This window comes from Alteromonas sp. S167, assembly GCF_036864375.1.
In the GTDB taxonomy this organism is placed as follows: domain Bacteria; phylum Pseudomonadota; class Gammaproteobacteria; order Enterobacterales; family Alteromonadaceae; genus Alteromonas.
Window position 1 is genome coordinate 137042 of sequence record NZ_JAZETR010000003.1, and the last position, 20483, is coordinate 157524.

Below are 20483 nucleotides of genomic sequence, written 5' to 3' on the forward strand. Positions count from 1 at the left end.
TCTTAGTTAGCCAAGGCTCCTTCTAAATGAAATGAGCCTTGCGCGTTCTTTCCGTCATACTTTGCGATATGAACCGCATCCAAAATATAGGCTGATGTTCCCTGCGGATCTTCATACAGCCCTGTCGTTAACACACCTGAAAATGTGTAAGCTTGCTGTATATCAATGCCACTTAACCCCACCGAGCCTAAGTTAATAAAGACAATTTGGTTGGGCGGCGGAGGTGGATAATGAATACATGCGCCAAAGTAAGGCACTACGAAAAAAGCCGTGATTTCACGTTCTGCATTTGCCTCTACGGGTACAATAAAACCGTTCAGACTCACAGGCGTGTTGTTGAGTGCTGACACTGTATTGGTTGAAACTAGGGCCTGCTGATAGTTGCTATCAAACGTTCGCTGAATAGATTGAAATACCTGCTCGTGAAGCGGAATTTCGCTTGAAGTAGACGGTTCGGTGGCTTGCCTACCGATAAGTGCTTTTTCATTTTCAGGAAGTAACGCTTCCCATTCTATATCTGGGTAAGACTCACGATTAAAGCCATTATCAGATGCTTGGTAAATAGCAGTGCTATTACTCGAAAGCAGGGTTAATAGCCCAGTTACCAGCCCGGCGCCTTGCCCAGTTATCCATAACCCTGTAGCACTACCCAACAACAAAAACACCACAACGAACATCAATTGTTTAAGCGTCATTGTGAAGTTTCCCTTCTGCATAACCGTATTGACTGCCTAAAAGCGCGTTGACTAGCTTACGATAACCTTTACTTTGCGTGTGTAGGTTACCGGCACATTACTTTTAAGTGCGTATACTTTTAAGGTCAGTTCATGCGTTCCTTGCGAAAGCGCTTTAAAGCTAATGTTTTCCTTACCCATCGCACTGTTTATTTTAAAACGCTCTTGCGACAACAAGGCCAAACCATCACTAGTAGTAACATCAACATTAATTTGCTCGTAACTAGGCGGTACGGTGAATCGTAATGGTATGTCTAATGATTCATTTTGCTGCATTGTGCGTTTTCTATCGATACGTAATCCAATTACCGCATCGCGTTTTGGCGCTAAATGTTGCTGCATCAACGGGTGCTGAAAGCCAAACCCCATTCCTTCCATGCCAGCGTGAAGCTCACACCCTACACCTGAAAAGGACGTGGTAAAAAAGCACATTAGGCCTATAACAAAGCGCTTACGAAGTATAAAAGGTAAGTTATGTGTAGTAGCGCGTGACATTATTATTACTCCTCGTAGTACTCAAAGTGATGAAGGTTCAACGAGTAAGCTGATGTACCTATCGCACTCTCGTGACGCTCAATTTCTATGGTCCCTTCAAACCAAAAAGGATCATAGAGATTTTCTATTTCAATCCCTTCTTCAAACTCAACAAATAGAATTTGATTGGGCGGAGGTGGTGGCATGTGTAAACATGCGCCAAAATAAGGAACAATAAAAAACGTGGTAGCCTCTTGGTTCTCATTTTGTTCTAGAGGAACAATGAACCCAGGTATTCTGACCGCTTTTCCGTTAAAAGCATCGATAACACGAGTAGAAGTAAGGGCCGATTGATAACGTTGCGCTTGTTCATCTTCTAACATTTGAGATTTAAAATCGTCTACCGAGTCTTGTGCAGAACCATCAGCAATATCATTTAAAAATTCAGGATGATTCATAAGTGCGCTTAAGTCATCCTCTGGCATGAGTGCTACCCAATCGATTTCCTCATATTCTGGCGCACCAGCCGCGTGTGCCACATTACTTGGACCAAATATTGGCGTGGCTTGCATTAAAAAGCACATCAACACGACGCTTGTTAAAAAAGCACGACACACAGTAATCATAACCTACGTTTTTTTCAAAAATTAAACACGATATAACATAACACTAAATGACAGCTCGCGCTAAACGCTTATCGATGTTTGATTTGTACTTATCGCATGTTTTGCAAAAAGCGACGCTGTGTGTAAAACGCTACATAGTGGTAGGAAAAAAGTACATATCTCTTAGGTTCATTTCACTTTATCTCTTGTCAATCAATCAGCTTAAAATACATAAAAACATTAATTTTCAATAACTTAATTTATTTTCAGAATCATATTTAAGCAATGGCACGGATAACGCATACACAGAGGTAACGGACAAAGACAATGTGTATCACGACGTACGGAACGCGTTAGTAAGGGAAGACCGAAATACACATAGCGATAGCGAGGTTGTTGAAAGAATACGCAGTTAGGGCGATTTTTTTCAAAGGATTAAACGACACGGATAAAAGGATGTTGCGGTTATCACTATTAGGATTTTGTTGAAGGTTCGTCGTATCGCTTGATGGTGATGTGGTGAAGTCAGTGAAGACTTCACGAAACTCGCAGGACGCAAGGCACTTGTTGTATACGGATTGCAACTAAGCGCTGAGTACCTACACCACAAGTTCGACATTGATGTCTTGCAGAGCAAAGGATTGTAACCCTATTTGGATTCGTTGGATGTAAATGTGTGTTGCTTCAGCGAGACCATGCGAGGACACTGGTAACCTTTTATCAGTGCGTTGCCACAGTGCAACATGCCTCTCCCCTCAAAGGCTTATCCCGGCCTTTACAAACCTCTGATTTTGGCCCGCCTCTGGCGGGCATTTTTTTACACCACGCTCCCGGCTCTCGCAATGCCACAAAAGACAAAGCAATCTCTGTGTTATACTCGCCGTGGATCAATTCACCTTCATTAAGGCGTTCCTTTTTTGCAATCGACAGCTTCCAGCTCCATAATTTTTAAAGTGCTTTTTTGCGCATTACTTGCGACATCTGTTGGGCAAAGTGTCATGTTAACTACGCTTCCATCGTTGGGCCGTGAAGCGTCGCTCTCTGAGTTCCATATTGCAACGATCATGTCGAGTTCTGCGCTTATATTTGCGCTAGGCACTAGTGTATGGAGCAAAGTAGCCAAACGGGCGGGGTTCAAGCGCATTCTTATGGTGGGCTTGGCTGGCTACAGTTTAGGTACATTCGCTTTTGCAAGTGCTTGGATGGCAGGATTTTCAGGCATTATAGGCGGCACCAACCTGTTTTTAGCTCTGCTTTTCTCGCGCAGTATGCAATCTACTATTATGTCGGCAACACCACCCTCTGCTGTGGGTTACGCCGTAGCAATAAGCTCACCTAAGGCAAGAGTAAGCGCTATAAGTAAAGTTACATCTGCCAGCAGTGTAGGGCAAATCATTGGGCCCGCTTATGCTGGTTTATTGGTAGGTTTTGGGCTTCTTGCGCCGCTGTACAGCATTGTTCTACTTACGCTACTGGCATTAGTGCTTGTTTATTTCAAACTTCCTGTACTTACCCCTAGCTCAGCGCAGCATAGCAACGCGAATGAAACGGTAAATGAAGCGCCACCCTCGAAGATCCCGTATGTATTTGTTGTAGCGTGTGTTTGTGTATTTTGTGCTATGGCTATGATGCAGCAATCAATAGGTTTCTTTTTTATAGACTTTTATTCGTTATCACCTGTTGAAGGTGCAAGGCTAGTGGGTTTTGCAATGATGGTTAGCGCAGTAACCTCACTGTCGGTTCAGTTTTTTGTGGTGCAAAAAGCCCGAGTGAGTACCGAGGCTATGATACAGGTTTCGTTACCACTTTTAGTCATTGCATACATTCTGCTTTTTTTTCAGCAATCTATTTCCATGATGTATGTGGCAATGGCTGTTATGGGCTTGGGGATGGGTATGGCTTATCCCTCTTTAGCGGCTTCTGCCACAACTTATTGCACACCTGCACAACAAGCTAAAATTACCGGGTTAATTACTGCTACCACCGCGATGGGATATGTGGTTGGTCCGCCCGTAGCTGCACTGCTTTATCAATACAGCATTGCGCTTCCATTTTTGGCTAGTGCTATTACCATTGCTCTCATAACCTGCATTGTATTTATGACGCTTCGTGCAGTAAAGCATCAAAATATCGCTGAGTAACCGTGTTTTTCAAACGTCTATAGGTATTAAAAATTTTACCTATTTATTTTCAAACAAGCGGAACCTTTTTGTTTTTACGCTATCTTAAATAATACATAAGGTCGTTGAGTGTGCGGCTTTATGTATGTAAATGTGTTTTCCAAGTTATGTTGTGGTTTTTAAGGGGCTATATAGCCCCTTTTTCTTTGGCTAATTAAATGTTTGTTTTAACACTACTCGTCGTCTTGAGGCGCTAAATTCTCTTGCACTTCACGGGCGTCAAAACTGGCTTGTCCTGCTGGTCTTGTACCTTTGCCCATCTCAATATTTAGCACCGTTTCAATTTCACTTTGTTGAACGCCACCAACATACACGCCAGTTTCAAACTGCGTAGTAGGGTGATAAGAGGTACGACAGCTCAACAACCCACATGATTTAACGCGAGTATAACGCTGATTGAAACCACTAACAGGAGCAGTTTGCACCGTCTCTTTGTCTATTAGCGTTTCGCGACTTGTTACTACAAACCAGTCGTAGCTTGCCAATAACGTAAGTTCCGACGCACGCAGCATGGCATAATCCATCGCTTTGCTCTTATCAGTACCTTTTGCTTTAAAGTGAACTCTGTATTGTGTGTCGCTAAGCTTACTTTCTGTGTAGCCATAACCGCCGTTTGCAGCCTGTTTATAATCAGGCTGACTGGCACAGCCAAACACAGAAAGTGTGATCAACATTGTCAGCATTAACCGAAATATATTAGTTTTCATCTTTAACTCCTTCTTTGTTGCTTTGAACAAACCAACCTTGTTTCACCGCGCCTCGTTCTTGCTCACGCGTTAACGGCGCAGAAACCATTAGTGCATCCAGCTCCTCTTCCATAAGCTTAGCGCTACTTGCCGTTTGATAAAGCGCATCATCTGTGCCCGAGGCACCTAATTTGCTTGCAACCAACTGCCAACCGTTTGATTCATCCTTACAAGCAATCATTACGTTTAGCTCTTCACTCGATACCACTTCGGCTTGCCTACAATACTCAAGCTTAACATTCACAAACGAAAGCTGCGGCGTTACTGAGACATCACCGGCAAAGCGCGCTGTTTCGCCAGTTAAATTGTTATTGAGAGCACTAGACACGTTAGCCCAGTGGGAACCTTGCGGTATAGGTTGATTCTCTTCGCCTAACTGAAAGAAAACTAAGCCTGCAAGTAAGGCAACACTGGCGGCCAATGCCATTGGCATTTTGACCCAAGAAGCCTTTTCATTATTGCTTTGAAGTTTGGCTACCGATTCACTTTGCGTATTTACACTTTCTTTCGCCGACGATTTTTCCTGCTTTACTAACTCGGGTGCAGTTAAATCGGGCTTCGCTAAGTAAGTCACGTTTGTAACAGCGTTGTCGCTATCCGTTGCCAGTAAATCAATAATCTCTTTTGGTAATGCTGTGGCCGTTGCTTTTTCTGCCGCTGCCTTCACTACCATATCTACTTCAGCCAACGCCGCTAGTCTGTCGGCAATAGCAACATTTTCTGCTATTGCATCACGCACGTTATCCATGTCGCTGCTTGATAGCTCCCCGTCTAAAAACGCAGATAGCATTTCATCGCTTACTTTCATGACAGCACCTCGTTTTGACCATTTAACAAACTTGAGAGCTTAGCTCGAGCACGCGCCAGCCTGCTCATAATGGTGCCTGTAGGCACTTGAAGTACTTCAGAAGCGTCGCTGTAACTCATTCCTTGCACGGCTACCAGAGACAGAGTTTCTCGCTGTTCGTAGGGCAGTTCATCCATTGCACTAGACACTTGCTTTAGCGTAACACCATGCGTAATAGCTTCATCCATTTCCACCTGAATCCGTCCTTCTTTTATTTCGTGTTCTAATGCCTCTTTCGCGTTCACGCGTACTTTTTTTGCTCGATACTCATCAATCCAGCAATTTCTGCAAACCCGAAAAGACCATGCCATTAATGTTGCTCCCTCGGGCACCGATTTGCTTAATAGCTTTTCCAGTGTGCTCTGAAGCAAGTCGTCAGCATCGTGCATGTTGCCTGTAAGCGAATACGCGAACTTTCTTAAAGACGGTACGAGCTTGGTTAACTCATCTTTCATTTTTAAAGCCCTATGCTAATGAACCGATTTATTTAGAGCGTGTTGACCTTTTCGGTACGTTTTTGCAGTAAAGGTCAACACACTCTAGTTAACGGGTCACTTTCATTTTTATTCCTACCTTATGGAATTTTTTTGCTTGTTTAGCGTTATTCTTTTAGTTGCAACTAGTGCAAGAAGAAAGTGAAACCATATAGAGCATGGCACAATTTGTGCCATGCTTACTGTTGTTTGCATGGCAGTTATTGTTGATGAGGTAAGATAATGAAATATGCAAAACTCTACGCTTGTTTATTGTCGTTCGCTAGCACCGCAATATCTGCTCAAATACTTCCTGCAGCGGGTCAAGTCATTACACCCGTTACACCAGTTATAGAGCGATTACCTTCAAACTTGTCGCGCTTGCGAGAGCAAGTTGAAAACAATGCCAAAACGAAGTTAGAAAGAGGCTCATTAGCAACACAAACTCTTGTTTCAAATACAATAAACAGTGCGACACCACGCTTTACTGTTCCCAATGCAAGCACCATTTTATCGGTTGATGGCGAACCAATAATTCAAGAAATATCGGTTGAAGACGGCTTTATCGCGGTAGAAAAAGAGTGGTTATTCATGGGAGAAGAAAGTGACATCGACTATTTTAACCACCCAGCTATTTCGGTTCTTGAAAAGCAGTTTATGTCGTCGCTTTCTAAATGGCTTTTTCGTGTAAAAGTGGAAGGTGATACCGATACGGTGTCGTTAATTCGCTACAATTTGCCAGCACCGCTTCTAGCACAAGTTGTTAGGAATCACATTTATTTATCACAAAGCAAGCGTGAAGCTTCATTGCCTAAATCTGCCAACGAACACCGGTCTGTTAACCACGCACAAACTGAAAGCACTGAAGCGGAAGATAGCCGCACGGGTTATATCGAATGTGACAGCCCGTTAAGAATGGGAATGATAGATACACACATCACCAGTGATCACCCTGCGTTTTCGCATATACAGATAGAGCAAGCGTCGTTCTTAATTGAGGGCGCAGAAGGCTCAAGTGAACACGGAACGTCAGTTGCAAGCTTAATGGCCAATGTATTGCCGCCAGGTAGCCAGTTGTTCAATGCCAATGTTTTTTATACTCGCAACAGCATAAGTCGAGGCGCAACGCTTTCGGCACTATTGAAGGGGATAAACCATTTAGCATCGTTACAAGTGGATGCTATTAACATGAGTTTGGCTGGGCCAAATAACCCGCTTTTAATGGCCGCTATCACTCAACTTGACGAGTTAGGAATACAGGTTATTGCCGCTGTTGGAAACGAAGGGCCAGCGTCACTGCCTTTATATCCTGCTGCATACCCACAAACGTTAGGCGCAACAGCGGTAGACAGCGACAATCGAATTTATCGTTGGGCAAATCAAGGCGAATATGTTGATTTTGCAGCGCTTGGCGTATCTGTCGAAACCGCATTGCCTCCAAACAAAACAATACGACAGACAGGTACGTCTATGGCTGCCCCACTAGTTGCTGCAAAATATGCATGCTTTTTGCGAAAAAACAAAAATAGACACAGTGCGTTAGCGGCAATGCAGCGAAGCGCCATTGATGCGGGAGAACCTGGTCGCGATACGGTTTTTGGTTTTGGCATTCTATTAAAATAGCCTCTACAAACCACGGTCCTCTCATGAGTGTTTGGCGTTTGCCGCTTACTAGTGTTGGGAGTTAGAAATGCACATTTACACCAAGCTCTGCAATAGTCTCTTCATAGTCAGCGCCGGTGAACGTTGAGGCATAGTCACCATATTCTGTAGAAAACGACAGTTTCACATGCTTATGCACTTCATAGTTCATTTTTACCTCAACGCGGTGCCTGTCATCTTCTCGGCGCCTGCCATCCTCTCGAAGTAAATCACTTTGTGACGCGCGACTATAACTGCGTGAGTCAAATGTATAAGTGAAAGATAACGACAACGGCTTATTCAACATCGACAATGGGTGGGTATACGCCACGTCGGCGCCAACACTAGTAAAATCAAAGGCGTTGTCGACTGCATCTTCTTTTTGATACTTCAAAGCCAGTTGAATGAAGTCGCTCGTATCGAAGAAGTAAAAAGCGTCGCTGCGCAATGCATTTGCTTCGCTGTCACGCCCCTTTGCTACATCAAACTGCTTATCAATATTATCTGCGCTTACTCTTAAATAGGCCTGTTTACCTAATTGTTTACCAGCCGAAACGCCTTGTTGTTGATAGGTAAGGAAACCTTCTCCGCCTAAGTGAGCGTCTGCATGGTAATAATGCGCACCAAGCTTTGCTATTTCGAAAGCATAGTCGGTTTGCACAGAATAAGTGGTTAGTCCTAAATCGAAGTCATCTAAGTTATTATAGTGGGTGTCGGCACGAGATATCGAAAATGTAGACGTCCACTTCTTTGTAGGTGCGAGCTTTAGTTGAAGTTTACCCTCAGTTTGTAGTGCGTTATCCGACAATGCAGTATTGGTATCTAGTTCACTTACGCTAACGTTAGAATCGTGACGAACTCCTACGTATGCTGATCCAGACAGCGTATACTTTGCGTCATTGTTAGCGCTTTGGTTAGCGCTTTGGTTAGCGCTATTATTAGCGCTGGCAGAGAGTGATAACACGATAGAAGATAACACGCTAACACTTACAACAAGAGTACACTTGTTATTAGTTTGTCTGTTCAATACCTGTTTACAATGAAATGCATTCATAATTGTAACCTTCCAAACACGAGCCCCTGTAACGCAACATCATAAAATCTAGATTTCTGATTAATGGATAGCGCGGTTAGGAGTACATAAAAACTGAAGAAAAGCGGCGAGAAGTAAAACGCCTTGCATAGAAGAGGCACTCAAGCCATAACAATGTTATGGCTTGTTATGCTTGTTGCTAATTTAGAGGCCGAGAGCGCCATCAACTGCCGAGGTAACCGAGTTGGTTACTGTTGCATTTACGGTTTCCTCTATGCTACCAGATACCGTTTGCTCAACTGTAGATGCAATAGCGCCATCTACAGACTCACCTACGGTATTTTGGACGACAGTGCCTACGGCGCTTTCAACAGAAGTCCCTACGGCGTTCTGAACAGATGCCCCTACCGTGTTTTGAACCGCTGTGCCTACGGTATTTTGAACTGACGAGCCAATTGCTTCCTCTGCTGACGTGCCAACTATATTTTGAGCGTTTGCATCAAGCGCACCTTCGGAAGTACTGCCTAAAGCGCCGCTGTTTAAAGTTACGCCTGTTAAAGGGCCATCCAGCGTGCCCTGAGCCGTTCCTGAGATGCTTGCAACAACCTCTCCCATTGCTGCACTTTCAGCTGTACCTGCACCATCAGCAGAACCGTTTTCCATACTGTTCATATTGGCAGAGGTGATATTTTGCAGCGTGGCTTGCAAAGGCTCTTGTATAGCTCCTTGTATAGTTCCTTGTGCCGCACCTTGTATAGTTCCTTGTACAGAACCTTGCACAGCTTGTGTTGCACCAGCCGCTGCCTGTAAGCCACTTGACGTTACCGTTGAAACCGTAGAAGCTGAAGTTAATAAAGAAGCATTTTGGGTTACAGAAGTAACCAGGTTAAGATTATTGTTAGCCTGTTCGGTTGTGTCATTGGATACAGTATCTTCTGAAGGCATTGCCTCATCTTGCTGCCCTTCTTCACTGTTAATTTCAGAGTTAACTTGTGCATTCTGATCTGCGCTTGCTGACGCGCTAGGTTGTGATAGCGACAAAGAGGCTGAAACAGAATTTTCTGTCGATGCGTTAGAAGTAAAATTAACTTCTTGTGCAACAGTGTGTGTAGTGGCTAAACCTAAGGCAAATAGTACTGCTGTATTAAGTGATTTCATCCTGTTATCTCCTTTTATTGATAAGGACAATGAGATAACGGATAACGCAGCGCTTTTATTCCGCTTAGTTAGAAATTTTTTGTATGTACATCTAAAAGCTCAACGTTGGAAGGTTGTTAGCTTGCGTTAAAAATCTACTTTATTTCTTAGCTTTTTCTTGGCGCTTTGCTGTTTTTTGGCATCTCCACGCCTTGCTTTTACTGCACGGCTTACTTTTGTTGTTTTTCGGGGCTTCTGCTCGACCGTTGCCGCTTTTATCCAGTTGCACAAGCGCACTATTGCGTCTTCCCTATTTTGCTCTTGGGTACGGAAATTTTGCGCTTTTAAAACAAACACACCATCGTTTGTTACTCTGCTGTCGTTAAGTGAGAGCAACTTATCTTTTAAATCGTCGGGTAAAGAGGAGCCGTTCACATCAAATCGAAGATGAATTGCACTACTCACTTTATTTACGTTTTGACCGCCACTGCCTTGAGCGCGAATTGCCTGCATATCAATTTCACTTTCATCAATTGATAACTTTGCAGTTATGTTTATTTCCATCGACATTCCTGAGCATATTTGCTTTGAATTTTTAATAGACATCGCAGGTTAAAAGGATCTCTATCTTTAAACCTTATCCAGTATAAATGAAGCTTATGACCAGTGATAGCACCTTGCTAGTTGACGCGTAGCACTATTGCAGATAGTTTGAATTTCATACGTGTATGCAGAGAAATAATATGTTTGTTGTGTTGCTGGTTATCGTTTTACTTATTGGCCTTGCGGTGTTTTACACTCAGAAAATTGATAAAGGCATAGAGTCTCAATTCTCACCGCCAGGCAAGCTTACAACAGTAAACGGTGGCGTTATTCACTGGCAAGTAAGTGGCAGCGGCCCAGCCATAATACTCATACACGGTCTTCTTGGTAACAGTAGAAACTTCTATGAGCTGGCAAACATTCTAGCGCAACACTACACGGTATATTCTGTCGACCGTCCTGGAAGCGGATTTTCCAGCAGGATGACTTCAACGCCATCAACATTTGAGAAGCAAAGCCAAATGCTACTTGAATGGATGGAAAAGGAAAATATTTCCGAAGCGGCATTGGTAGGCCATTCAATGGGAGGAGGCATTTCACTGCGCATGGCCCTTGATGCACCTCAGAAGATTCGTGCTGTCACCTTAATATGCCCTTTAACCACTATGCTCAAAGGCGGTGCGGGCCCTTTGTCAATGTTGTACATACCAAACCATACTGCAAGACGCGCCGTCTCAAAAACTATCGCGAGCCCACTTCGGGTAGTCATGGGCCGAAAACAAATTGCGCAAATATTTTTTCCAGAACCTGTTCCTAAGGACTTTGCAATTACTGGTGGAGGCCTTCTTTCATTGCATAGCCGTCATTTTTACGAAGGTAGCCGCGACACAGTATCCGCGCAAGGAAGCTTACATAGGCAGTCATCAGTGTACGGCAGTATCACGTGCCCTGTTGGCGTACTGTATGGGGAGCAAGACCTTATATTAAACCCCAAAGAGCATATCCAAGCTGTGGTGGATAAGCTGCCTTCAGCGCGCACTCGTATTGTTGCCGATGCAGGCCATATGTTACCCATGACTCAGCCTGCTTTATGTGCAAACTTTATTGAGGAAGTGTTATTTGACAGTGAAGATGCGTGTGCATGAACAGATAGGGCTAATGCACGCGTCCCCTTTCACCGCCAAGTGTTGATGCAAACAGCTTCTCGCCTATTGCCGAGTATGATTCGTGATTAAGTTCACTGCGTAGCTTCACCGAACGCAGAAGGTCGCTAACTTGCTCAATCCCCTCGTGCGTTTTACAGCAGTCAAATGGCGATGCCTCTAGAGCAATATTGAATTGGGCAAACCATCGCGTCATATACGCCGTGTCCCCTTCTGACACACTAATGAGTAAATGATACATTCTGATAAACGCTAGCTGCTTTTTATATTCGGGCGTACTGCTTTCAAACCCAAGAAGCGTGGTCTGAGCAAGTGAAGTTGACGAAATTCCAAGTATTTCAGATGCTTGAGACAACTCTAAACCTAATTCTTGATAGGCCCATGTGAACGCTTTCGTTACAACGCTGGTGGGGAAGAGTGTTTTATACATACTTCTTGCTCCATTGTACTGATAGGTTTCTCTATAAGGTAAAGATCCAGTGCGAAAAACATACCACAATGGCGTTTACTTTTAGGGTGTGACAGGAACTTTCGCTAAGTGCTCTTCTAGCTTTGATTGGTCTATTGCGTAGCCATTTTCGGAAAGCCACACCACTGCTTCCGATTCAGTATCAAAAAAAGCGAATTCAACACCTGTTTTCCCATACATTTTCTTCAGTTGAGACTTCGTTAACGATCGTGTAGTAGAGCGCCCTAGTACAACGGCTACATGGCACAACCCTTCTTGCGCTACCGCTGTAATAGCAGCTTTCAACACGGCTTCAGCATCAGGGACAAATAAAGACTCTCCAATATGCGAGACAATGTCTGCCCAGCGCTTATTCTCAAAGATGGCTCGCACTTCGCGGTAATCTTTAGCGAACTGCTTTATACATTCAGCATTCCAAGGACCATGCGCCTGAACAGCCATTACATCACCGCAACTTGTTATTGCATAAGCACCATGCGCACTTCGCATAATCTTCTCGCCCCATAAAACAATTCGAAATCATGTGCTTTTTCGATTCTTTAACTTTTTTTATCTATTTCAGTATGGTCTATATTCATCGAAAAAGACAATTAGCCCAACGAAAAGCAGTTAACGCAAACCCAAGTGAAAAAGTCGATAGCACTAAACCATATTGCACACCAATTCGTTTAAGCAAATCATGAAAATATATTTAATTTTTATCAATGCCTCGCGGTTTGTTCTAAAAAATAGAACAAAACTGCTGAAAGAATGCAATATTCAATCTGTACAGCAAAAAATATACTTTGCAGCATAATCTTTCGTTAAGGACGAATATGAATAGCCGTTGGCCAATAGCCATCATTGTTTTGCATTGGATAACTGCATTAGTTGTTATCGGCATGTTTGCATCAGGTCTATGGATGGTTGACCTAACTTATTACAGTGACTGGTATAAAACTGCGCCCCATTGGCACAAAAGCGTTGGCTTAATTTTACTTGCCGCTACGCTGTTTCGCTTGTTGTTGAGATTTAGAAGTAAACGCCCAGCAACCCACGGCTCTGCAGTTGAACAGCGCTTAAGCAAGGTCGGACATACTGCCATTTATTTAGTTTTGCTGAGCTTATTTATATCGGGATACCTTATCTCGACTGCAGATGGACGCGCCATAGAAGTGTTTAATTGGGTATCGGTGCCTGCACTTGGCGAACTGGTTGAGAATCAAGAAGACGTAGCGGGTGATATACATTTCTACCTCGCATGGACACTGATTGGTCTTGCAGTAATGCATGCGCTCGCTGCATTAAAGCACCATTTCATTAACAAAGACGACACCATGAAGCAGATGTTACGGCTTCGCTAATTATAGAACGTAAGGAGATACAATGAAGAAGTTAACACTTGCACTTGCTGCTGCGCTTTCATTAGGTACTGCGAACGCCGCAGACTATGTCATTGACAGTAAAGGCGCTCACGCGTCGATTAATTTTAAAATTCAACACCTTGGTTATTCGTGGCTAACAGGCCGTTTTAACGATTTTAAAGGTACGTTTAGCTATGACGAAGCAATGCCTAACAATGCTAAAATTATGGTAACTATCGATACCGAAAGCGTAGACTCAAATCACGCTGAACGCGACAAGCACTTAAAGGGCGATGATTTTCTTGATGTAGACACTTACCCTGAAGCGAAGTTTGAAAGCACTAAGATTGTAGATAAAGGCAATGGCATGATGGATGTAATGGGTAATTTTACCCTACACGGCGTAACCAAGCCTATTTCTATTGAAGCTAAGAAGATTGGCGAAGGTAAAGATCCTTGGGGTGGATACCGTGCTGGCTTTATGGGCACAACCACCATTGCATTAAAAGACTATGGTATTGATTACGACCTTGGTCCTGCATCTCAAACGGTAGAGCTTGAGCTACACGTTGAAGGTGTTAAGAAGTAATTGCCTATCACATCTCTGAAAAGCCCCAAACAATGGGGCTTTTTTGATTTTTACTAGAAAATAAGCGCTTAATGTAGTTTCAGTTTAGGGCTTAACGCGTGACTGAGTTTTTTCACCACCAGCTTTAGCGCACCTTTAACTTTTCCGTGAACGGCAAATTGATGCATGTTATACAACGACACGTAAACCAGTTTAGCCAAACGCCCTTCAATAAACATACTGCTGTTAGACAGCGAGCCCATTAAACTGCCAACCGTACTGTATTTACTTAAATGCACTAACGAGCCGTAGTCTTGATAAGTAAAATCTTTTGTCGACTTACCGTTAAATAACGATGTTATGTTATGTGCAACTACATCGGCCATTTGATGCGCAGACTGCGCTCGCGGCGGAACCCATTTACCGTTATTTTGCTGAAATCCACAACAATCACCTAACACCCAAATATCGCGATGCGTGGTACTTCTTAGCTGTTTATCTACTAATATTTGGTTAGCGCGGTTGGTCTCAAAGATATCCATATCTGTTATAAAATCAGGCGCTTTTACGCCTGCTGCCCACACCATTAAATCGGCATCAATGCGTGAGCCGTCTTTGGTAATTAGGCCTTTTGCATCAGCTTCTGCCACCATGGTTTGTTCTTTTATGTCTACACCCAGTTTATACAGTGCTTTTCTTGCTGAATTAGCAATGCGCTCTGGTAACGCAGGTAAAATACGTTCTCCGGCTTCAACAATAGTTATTTTCAAACGTAATGCTGACATGTCTGGCATGCCATACGCTTTTGATAGGTTAGCAACATGGTGAAGCTGCGCGGCAAGTTCAGTGCCTGTAGCGCCAGCGCCCACAATAGCCACATCAATTTTTGCATTTTTATCTTCTTGCTGATTAATGCGGATAAGCTGATTCAACAACGCGCGGTGAAAGCGCTCTGCCTGCTTTAGTGAATCTAAAAAATAGCAGTGTTTAGCTACGCCCGGCGTATTGAAGTCGTTACTTACACTGCCTATGGCAAGAACAAGCTGGTCGTAAGGCACTTCACGTTCAGGCAGCACTTGGCAGCCTTCTTCGTCCATCAGTGGCGACAGCGTTATGGTTTTATTATCGGTATTCAAGGCGCACATTTCGCCTAGCTGAAAACGATAGTGGTGAGACGCAGCGTGAATAGCGTAATCCACACCGTCTGAGTGTTTATCTATGACGCCCGCTGCTACTTCGTGTAACAAGGGTTTCCAAATATGCGTTCGACTACGGTCGACTAATGTGATTTCAGCGTGTTTTTTTCTCCCGAGCGTGCGGCTTAAACGGCTGGCTAACTCAAGGCCACCAGCACCGCCACCAACGACAACTATTTTTTGCATGGGTTTTACCTATTAACAATCATTCCACGTATAACGACTGCGTTGAAAACCGTTATACGAGGCAAGACTGTAACCCATGCGAATAGGCGTTACGGATACTAAATGTGTAGGTATTAATAACGCTAAGATTACGCCTGAACCGCTTGAATAACAAGTAGTTCAGGCAATAGCTTTGGTAAATTACAATGCGACAGACGCGCTAAACATAACGTTTCGAGGACGCCCAGGAAAAAAGCGTGGACCAGTAAAACTAGTAAAGTCGGCACGCTCTGCATATTGCGTATCTAGCACGTTATTTACTCTAGCAAATAGGGTAATTGTGTCGCTCAGTGCATAGCTAATGCGAGCATGCAGCAGGTCATGACCTTCGTAGCTATTCTGATTTTCTGCATCAGTGAAATAGTCATCAACATACTGCCATTCTAACTGGCCTTGTAATGCGTCGCTAAACGCATAGCTCACCCTAGTATTAAACTGGAGCGCTGGTGCGGTATCAATGTCATTGCCTTTAATATCAACTTCGCCTGAAAGCTGGCTATGCTCGTAGGTGTGTTTCGCATAGCTGCCCGCGAAATCAATACGCCAGCTGTTACCGAAAGCCTGGCTTAACTCTAGCTCTATACCGCGGTGCCATGTTTCTCCGTTACTTACATTGAAGAAATCACTGCTGCGATAGATAACGTTATCTTTTCTAAGGCTATATAAAGAAACTGTATAGCGTCCACCTTCAGTTAACCCTTTTACACCTACCTCGTAGTTTGTTGCTTTAACTGAGTCTAAATCGGCAACCTGTTGCGCTCGCTGCAGACGATAAAGCTCTGTAGCCTGCGGCGCACGATAACCACGCGATGCTCCCAGGTACAATTGGGTTTTATCGGTAAGTTTATAGCTTGCTGAAAACTTGGGGCTGAAATTACTAAAGCTGTTTTCGCCACTTTCTGGGCGTGAATATCTGCAACCACCAAATCCACAGGCAGTGCCATCTTCTCTTACGCGCCCAACATTCATATTATTGGTGTAGCGGTACTGCATATCCTCATAACGACCGCCAAGTGACAACAACCATGTATTTTGCTGCCAATTTAAAGCAAAGAACGGTGCGATTAACCTTGCATCAACGGTGTAGTCGTAATGCTTTCCAACAGGCACTGTTTCGACCAAAAACGCTGAGCCAACAGTTTCACTATCTTGTGCCTGCATAAGCTCACCATCAGTAGATTCTGCATCTAAACCCATATCGATATTAAACGCGGAATTCACTACATAATTGAACTGCGACAGCACACCAAAACCGTCTTGTGCATTTTGTTCAAGCGGCTTGCCGGGTAAGAAATGCATACGAAAATCCATTTCTTGATCGCGAATATACGGTGTAAAAGTAAGCGCATGCCCACCGTCAAATGTCATATCTAGCTTGCTCCACAATCGCAAACTGGTGGCATCGCGAAACGCTTCAGGGTTAGGGTTGCTTTGTGCTATATCTTCATCTTTGTAACTATCCTCACCAACAATAAAACCCGCTGTGTCTTGTTCGAGGTTGGTGTAGGTCATTCCCGTAGTGACAGAAAAGGCATCGCTTTCAAAACGATGGCGAATATTTACTTTTTCTTGATCGACACCCTCGTTGTCTCTATAACCAGTGTCGCGCGTGATACTGGCATTAATGCCTATACCGCTGTTGCCAAAGTCTTTCCCTTGGCGAAACTTAAGTCGATGATATCCAAACGAGCCATAGTCAAAAGCCGCAAGCCCACCGCCTCGTGTAGTATCTGGGGTTATAACATTAATAACGCCGTGTATAGCATTAGAACCATACAAAACAGAGGCTGGCCCTTTTACTACATCAATGCGTTCGGCCATTTCGCCATGAGCTTCAAAAAGCTCGTTAATGTTACAAAACCCAGCGGCACGCAAAGGAACGCCGTCTTCAGCGGCTAAAATGCCGCCACAGGCACCGGCACCTGTTAACACGGGCGAGCGAAGTGCGGGTAAGTATTCTTGGCCATTACCACGCTGAACACCTGCACCTGCAACGTAGTTAAGGCTTTCTTGAATATGCTGAAAGGATAAAAAAGACAACGTATCTTCATTAATAGATGACACAACGTAGCCGTTTGCATTTGCTTTACCTATTAAGCGCGACGACGTTGTTTCTATACGCTCAATGTTTTCTGCGTCACTGCCAAAACGTTGTATTCCGCGTGGAGTGCTTTCAGTAAGCTCTGCGCGATTTGTTTGCGGCGCAGTGGATGTGTCTTGCCCATAGGCAATGGCTGGCACAAATGCAGCCCCATAAATAGAGGTAAAACATAGCGCTAGAAGCGACCTTGGAAACAACGGCTTTGCGGTCATCTTTTATCCTTACAAATTTAAATCGGCGGTAATGTAGAACATTGTGCAACATAAGCGTGTTTGCATACGTTAAAACTCTATAATTTAAAGACGAAGCTGTGTTTATTTTGCCAATTCATCCAGCACAGAGAACAGTACGTTTGCGCCAATTCGCGATACCTCTTTGTCATATTGGTGCTCTACATTCACACCTTCTTGACCACCGGCTAAGTCACTAATTGCACGTATCACTACCCAGTCGACATTGTTAACCGTGCACACTTGTCCCACCGCGGCAGATTCCATCTCTGTTACTTCGGCATTAAAAACCTCATGTGTCCACTTGCGATATTCACGGTTATCCATAAATACCGAGCCGGTAACGCCGTTTCCTCCAACATGCAGTTTGGCGTCGCGCTCATCTAGCACACGTTGAGTTTGCATATTTGCCATAGCGTTTCTCGCAGCGTCTAGAAGCGTAGGTGTTGCACTGAAATATGCCGTATCCTTAGGCTCATCCATACCATCCTTTACAATTAGTACCTCGTCAGGGTGAATAAAATGAAAAGGCTTGTAGTTTGGAATGTGTGGGTCTTTAGCACGTCTTTCTTCCTGCTCACTCATAAACACGGCGTAATACTCAGGCAAAATGTATTCGCCAGGTCTCTTTGGATCTGCGTTGGTATATACACTCTCGTCATGGTAGTACCAACGCTCTGGCACAATCACATCACCAGGCTGCCACTTGGGGTTTACGGCACCAGCAATACCCATATACACCACTTGCTTTACGGGAAAGTAATCTAGCGCCATTTGCATTGTCATGGCCGCATTCGCAATGCTCATTCCCGTTGCAAAAACCAAAATAGGCTCGTCGTGATAAGTACCTAAACGATAGGTCACGCCCTTAATGGTGGTAGTAGTATGAATGTCGGCATTAGGGTCGGCCTCTATACGATTTAAAATACCGTCCATTTCTGGCGCATAGGCTACTGTAATTGCAGTAAAGCTTGGCTGGGTAAAATCCTGCGTGCCAAACGACGGCTTTGCCGATTTATGAACAATGACGCAGCCGTTTAGAAAAAATAAAATAAGTAAAATAAAGGCTGTGTTTTCAATGCGTTTCATTCTTTTCTCGCTATACATTTTCAATGTACACATAACGTATCACTAAATGCAGATTAAAAAATGACAAAAACAGCGAGGATGCGTTTTAAAACGATATGAAAAACAGGAGAGTAAGAAGCTTAAATTAAAAAAGGCAGCATAAATTGCTGCCTTTGATTGAAATGGAAATAAACGCGATTTTAGAAACGCGTATTCAGCTGAACGCTTAAGATGTGGGCTGTTGCCGACTGCGTTCCGGTATATGTCGAAGTGAATGTACCTTCTGCATTTAGCGCGCGCGTTTTATCAATATTTGCTTCACGACCATTGATGTACACATAAGCCGCATCGATAGACGTATCTTCGCTTACAGTATACGTTAAGCCAGCCGACACCCAATGACGGTCTGTGTCAGGAATACTCAATGAGCGATTCTCTACCGTCACAACGCCATCGTCATAGGCATAGCCTGCTCGAAGCGTAAACTCGTCGTTGAGTATATAAGTAACGCCAAACGCTGCACGCCACGAATCGTCAAAGTTCTCTTGCTTAATAAGAAAATCAGTACCGTCCGCTAGGTTTGCTTCAAGCTTTTCAAATGTGCTCCAGTCAGTGAATACAGCACTTGCTTGTACCGACCATTGCTGATTTATTTTCTGATCGATAGCGAATTCTGTACTAGCAGCTAAATTTAGATCTAGGCTACCAGGCTGATTTAGTGATGCTGTTAAGCTAGACGTCACCTCACCATCAAGTGTTAACTTAGTTTCAGCGCGATGTGACAATGCGATGTTAGTCATCTCTGTAGGTTGCCAAAACACACCCACATTCCAACCATAGCCCCAATCATCACCCTCAAGCTTGAAGATAGACGCAGTAGCAGGGATGGTTGTCTGCGCATTTGCACTTAAAATTGGTGACAGGCTTTCCGATACTGCAGAGTTAATTTGAGCGTCAGCAAAGGTGGCACTTAATCCTAAGCCAATCATCAACGTATCGTTTACTTTGTATGAAACCGCTGGATTGAAGGTTACCGACTTAACTTCGGCTGTATCTGCAAAATGCAATGCATTGAAGTCGTCTGAATAATCTGATGTTAAGCCGTAGGTAGTGAAAACGCCTACACCTGCAGAAACGCGTTCATTAATAGGGAGCGTATAGAAAAAGCTAGGCACAATGGCTGTGTCGGCAATGTCATCTTCGCTTGCGTCAGCCACTGCAATCACTTGGCCACCTACCGCATAGTTAACGGTTCCATTTACATCAACATTTGGGTCGATGAAACTTACTGAACTGCTAAATTCAGCATCTTTGAATACGCCAATGGCGGCAGGGTTTGTTGCAAGGATTGAAGCATTCTCTGGCTTCGCTGCCTGACCGGCCATAGCACGCCCTAAGCCATTTGCACTGTGTTCGTTAACTTGAAAGCCAGCAGCAAGCGCAGAAGAAGAAGCTAGTGTAGCTAACGCTATGCATACTGAGGTACGTAAAGAGAACTGTTGCGTCATAAAATACTCATGGTTGACGGGAAAAAATGCAGCGGGCATTCTACGGACATGAGTTCTTTTGTTCAATGTAAGTTAACGACATTTACGCTTATTTATCGCATTTTTCACAACTTTAGCTGCAACTTCGATGCATTTACGAACAAAGTTGATAATACAAAGTTAATCTGGGATCACAACCTTGTTAACAAACCTTTAATGG

Annotated in this window: 20 protein-coding genes; 5 read left to right on the forward strand and 15 right to left on the reverse strand. The window is 43.8% G+C overall.

Annotated features, from left to right (window positions below; all coding sequences use genetic code 11):
• Nucleotides 1-2: 2 nt before the first annotated feature.
• Genes V7R35_RS06550 through V7R35_RS06560 form a run of 3 tightly spaced genes read right to left on the reverse strand, consistent with a single transcriptional unit; the run spans nt 3 to nt 1780 of the window.
• Nucleotides 3-695, reverse strand: a complete 693-nt coding sequence (locus V7R35_RS06550) for a DUF3299 domain-containing protein (RefSeq protein ID WP_334013928.1) — start codon at nt 693-695, stop codon at nt 3-5.
• A 51-nt stretch (nt 696-746) separates the two neighbouring features.
• Nucleotides 747-1229: a hypothetical protein gene (locus tag V7R35_RS06555; protein WP_334013929.1), complete on the reverse strand. Its 483-nt coding sequence runs from the start codon at nt 1227-1229 to the stop codon at nt 747-749.
• 5 nt (nt 1230-1234) lie between these two features.
• On the reverse strand, nt 1235-1780 hold the full coding sequence (locus V7R35_RS06560; RefSeq protein ID WP_334013930.1) for a DUF3299 domain-containing protein: 546 nt from the start codon (nt 1778-1780) through the stop codon (nt 1235-1237).
• Nucleotides 1781-2766: 986 nt separating this feature from the next.
• On the opposite strand from V7R35_RS06560, the gene V7R35_RS06565 reads away from it, so the two are divergent.
• Nucleotides 2767-3954 carry an MFS transporter gene (locus V7R35_RS06565; RefSeq protein ID WP_334014161.1) on the forward strand — a complete coding sequence of 396 codons (1188 nt, stop codon included), beginning with the start codon at nt 2767-2769 and terminating at the stop codon, nt 3952-3954.
• Between the two features lie 212 nt (nt 3955-4166).
• Here the strand turns inward: V7R35_RS06565 and V7R35_RS06570 are convergent, their stop codons facing one another.
• From V7R35_RS06570 to V7R35_RS06580, 3 genes are read right to left on the reverse strand one after another with little or no spacing between them, the layout of a single operon-like run.
• On the reverse strand, nt 4167-4700 hold the full coding sequence (locus V7R35_RS06570; RefSeq protein WP_334013931.1) for a CC0125/CC1285 family lipoprotein: 534 nt from the start codon (nt 4698-4700) through the stop codon (nt 4167-4169).
• Nucleotides 4690-5547: an anti-sigma factor family protein gene (locus V7R35_RS06575; RefSeq protein WP_334013932.1), complete on the reverse strand. Its 858-nt coding sequence runs from the start codon at nt 5545-5547 to the stop codon at nt 4690-4692. The genes V7R35_RS06570 and V7R35_RS06575 overlap by 11 nt, the downstream gene beginning before the upstream one ends.
• Nucleotides 5544-6041 (reverse strand): RNA polymerase sigma factor, encoded by a 498-nt coding sequence (locus V7R35_RS06580; RefSeq protein ID WP_334013933.1) that lies wholly within the window; start codon nt 6039-6041, stop codon nt 5544-5546. Before V7R35_RS06580 ends, V7R35_RS06575 begins: the two co-directional genes overlap by 4 nt.
• Before the next feature lie 261 nt (nt 6042-6302).
• On the opposite strand from V7R35_RS06580, the gene V7R35_RS06585 reads away from it, so the two are divergent.
• The gene (locus V7R35_RS06585) at nt 6303-7682 is read left to right on the forward strand and encodes a S8 family serine peptidase (RefSeq protein ID WP_334013934.1); all 1380 of its coding nucleotides are present in this window, start codon (nt 6303-6305) and stop codon (nt 7680-7682) included.
• A 61-nt stretch (nt 7683-7743) separates the two neighbouring features.
• On the opposite strand, the gene V7R35_RS06590 is transcribed toward V7R35_RS06585, so the two are convergent.
• The 3 genes from V7R35_RS06590 to arfB form a co-directional block, all read right to left on the reverse strand.
• Nucleotides 7744-8754 carry a hypothetical protein gene (locus tag V7R35_RS06590; protein WP_334013935.1) on the reverse strand — a complete coding sequence of 337 codons (1011 nt, stop codon included), beginning with the start codon at nt 8752-8754 and terminating at the stop codon, nt 7744-7746.
• A gap of 183 nt (nt 8755-8937) precedes the next feature.
• Nucleotides 8938-9891 carry a hypothetical protein gene (locus V7R35_RS06595; RefSeq protein ID WP_334013936.1) on the reverse strand — a complete coding sequence of 318 codons (954 nt, stop codon included), beginning with the start codon at nt 9889-9891 and terminating at the stop codon, nt 8938-8940.
• Between the two features lie 126 nt (nt 9892-10017).
• The gene (gene arfB, locus V7R35_RS06600) at nt 10018-10434 is read right to left on the reverse strand and encodes an alternative ribosome rescue aminoacyl-tRNA hydrolase ArfB (RefSeq protein WP_334013937.1); all 417 of its coding nucleotides are present in this window, start codon (nt 10432-10434) and stop codon (nt 10018-10020) included.
• A gap of 179 nt (nt 10435-10613) precedes the next feature.
• Here arfB and V7R35_RS06605 point away from each other — a divergent pair, with 179 nt between their 5' ends.
• A complete protein-coding gene (locus V7R35_RS06605; RefSeq protein ID WP_334013938.1) occupies nt 10614-11558 on the forward strand; it encodes an alpha/beta fold hydrolase in 945 nt (314 codons plus the stop codon).
• 10 nt (nt 11559-11568) lie between these two features.
• On the opposite strand, the gene V7R35_RS06610 is transcribed toward V7R35_RS06605, so the two are convergent.
• The gene (locus V7R35_RS06610; RefSeq protein ID WP_334013939.1) at nt 11569-12006 is read right to left on the reverse strand and encodes a hypothetical protein; all 438 of its coding nucleotides are present in this window, start codon (nt 12004-12006) and stop codon (nt 11569-11571) included.
• Nucleotides 12007-12087: 81 nt separating this feature from the next.
• Complete coding sequence (locus tag V7R35_RS06615) at nt 12088-12534, reverse strand: hypothetical protein (protein ID WP_334013940.1); 447 nt, start codon at nt 12532-12534, stop codon at nt 12088-12090.
• A 326-nt stretch (nt 12535-12860) separates the two neighbouring features.
• On the opposite strand from V7R35_RS06615, the gene V7R35_RS06620 reads away from it, so the two are divergent.
• Nucleotides 12861-13388 carry a cytochrome b gene (locus tag V7R35_RS06620; protein WP_334013941.1) on the forward strand — a complete coding sequence of 176 codons (528 nt, stop codon included), beginning with the start codon at nt 12861-12863 and terminating at the stop codon, nt 13386-13388.
• A 22-nt stretch (nt 13389-13410) separates the two neighbouring features.
• Nucleotides 13411-13977, forward strand: a complete 567-nt coding sequence (locus V7R35_RS06625) for a YceI family protein (protein WP_334013942.1) — start codon at nt 13411-13413, stop codon at nt 13975-13977.
• A gap of 68 nt (nt 13978-14045) precedes the next feature.
• On the opposite strand, the gene V7R35_RS06630 is transcribed toward V7R35_RS06625, so the two are convergent.
• From V7R35_RS06630 to V7R35_RS06645, 4 genes are all read right to left on the reverse strand, one after another.
• Nucleotides 14046-15338 (reverse strand): NAD(P)/FAD-dependent oxidoreductase, encoded by a 1293-nt coding sequence (locus V7R35_RS06630; protein WP_334013943.1) that lies wholly within the window; start codon nt 15336-15338, stop codon nt 14046-14048.
• A gap of 180 nt (nt 15339-15518) precedes the next feature.
• The gene (locus tag V7R35_RS06635) at nt 15519-17690 is read right to left on the reverse strand and encodes a TonB-dependent receptor (protein WP_334013944.1); all 2172 of its coding nucleotides are present in this window, start codon (nt 17688-17690) and stop codon (nt 15519-15521) included.
• Between the two features lie 102 nt (nt 17691-17792).
• A complete protein-coding gene (locus V7R35_RS06640; protein WP_334013945.1) occupies nt 17793-18797 on the reverse strand; it encodes a 5'-methylthioadenosine/S-adenosylhomocysteine nucleosidase family protein in 1005 nt (334 codons plus the stop codon).
• A gap of 179 nt (nt 18798-18976) precedes the next feature.
• The gene (locus V7R35_RS06645; protein WP_334013946.1) at nt 18977-20284 is read right to left on the reverse strand and encodes an OmpP1/FadL family transporter; all 1308 of its coding nucleotides are present in this window, start codon (nt 20282-20284) and stop codon (nt 18977-18979) included.
• Between the last annotated feature and the right edge of the window lie 199 nt (nt 20285-20483).

Coding starts and splice junctions, on each gene's coding strand:
- V7R35_RS06550 (WP_334013928.1), bottom strand. CDS start 695: ATGACGCTTAAACAATTGATGTTCGTTGTGGTGTTTTTGTTGTTGGGT.
- V7R35_RS06645 (WP_334013946.1), bottom strand. CDS start 20,284: ATGACGCAACAGTTCTCTTTACGTACCTCAGTATGCATAGCGTTAGCT.
- arfB (WP_334013937.1), bottom strand. CDS start 10,434: ATGGAAATAAACATAACTGCAAAGTTATCAATTGATGAAAGTGAAATT.
- V7R35_RS06580 (WP_334013933.1), bottom strand. CDS start 6,041: ATGAAAGATGAGTTAACCAAGCTCGTACCGTCTTTAAGAAAGTTCGCG.
- V7R35_RS06590 (WP_334013935.1), bottom strand. CDS start 8,754: ATGAATGCATTTCATTGTAAACAGGTATTGAACAGACAAACTAATAAC.
- V7R35_RS06570 (WP_334013931.1), bottom strand. CDS start 4,700: ATGAAAACTAATATATTTCGGTTAATGCTGACAATGTTGATCACACTT.
- V7R35_RS06630 (WP_334013943.1), bottom strand. CDS start 15,338: ATGCAAAAAATAGTTGTCGTTGGTGGCGGTGCTGGTGGCCTTGAGTTA.
- V7R35_RS06555 (WP_334013929.1), bottom strand. CDS start 1,229: ATGTCACGCGCTACTACACATAACTTACCTTTTATACTTCGTAAGCGC.
- V7R35_RS06625 (WP_334013942.1), top strand. CDS start 13,411: ATGAAGAAGTTAACACTTGCACTTGCTGCTGCGCTTTCATTAGGTACT.
- V7R35_RS06595 (WP_334013936.1), bottom strand. CDS start 9,891: ATGAAATCACTTAATACAGCAGTACTATTTGCCTTAGGTTTAGCCACT.
- V7R35_RS06640 (WP_334013945.1), bottom strand. CDS start 18,797: ATGAAACGCATTGAAAACACAGCCTTTATTTTACTTATTTTATTTTTT.
- V7R35_RS06635 (WP_334013944.1), bottom strand. CDS start 17,690: ATGACCGCAAAGCCGTTGTTTCCAAGGTCGCTTCTAGCGCTATGTTTT.
- V7R35_RS06585 (WP_334013934.1), top strand. CDS start 6,303: ATGAAATATGCAAAACTCTACGCTTGTTTATTGTCGTTCGCTAGCACC.
- V7R35_RS06610 (WP_334013939.1), bottom strand. CDS start 12,006: ATGTATAAAACACTCTTCCCCACCAGCGTTGTAACGAAAGCGTTCACA.
- V7R35_RS06620 (WP_334013941.1), top strand. CDS start 12,861: ATGAATAGCCGTTGGCCAATAGCCATCATTGTTTTGCATTGGATAACT.
- V7R35_RS06615 (WP_334013940.1), bottom strand. CDS start 12,534: ATGCGAAGTGCGCATGGTGCTTATGCAATAACAAGTTGCGGTGATGTA.
- V7R35_RS06560 (WP_334013930.1), bottom strand. CDS start 1,780: ATGCAAGCCACGCCAATATTTGGTCCAAGTAATGTGGCACACGCGGCT.
- V7R35_RS06605 (WP_334013938.1), top strand. CDS start 10,614: ATGTTTGTTGTGTTGCTGGTTATCGTTTTACTTATTGGCCTTGCGGTG.
- V7R35_RS06575 (WP_334013932.1), bottom strand. CDS start 5,547: ATGAAAGTAAGCGATGAAATGCTATCTGCGTTTTTAGACGGGGAGCTA.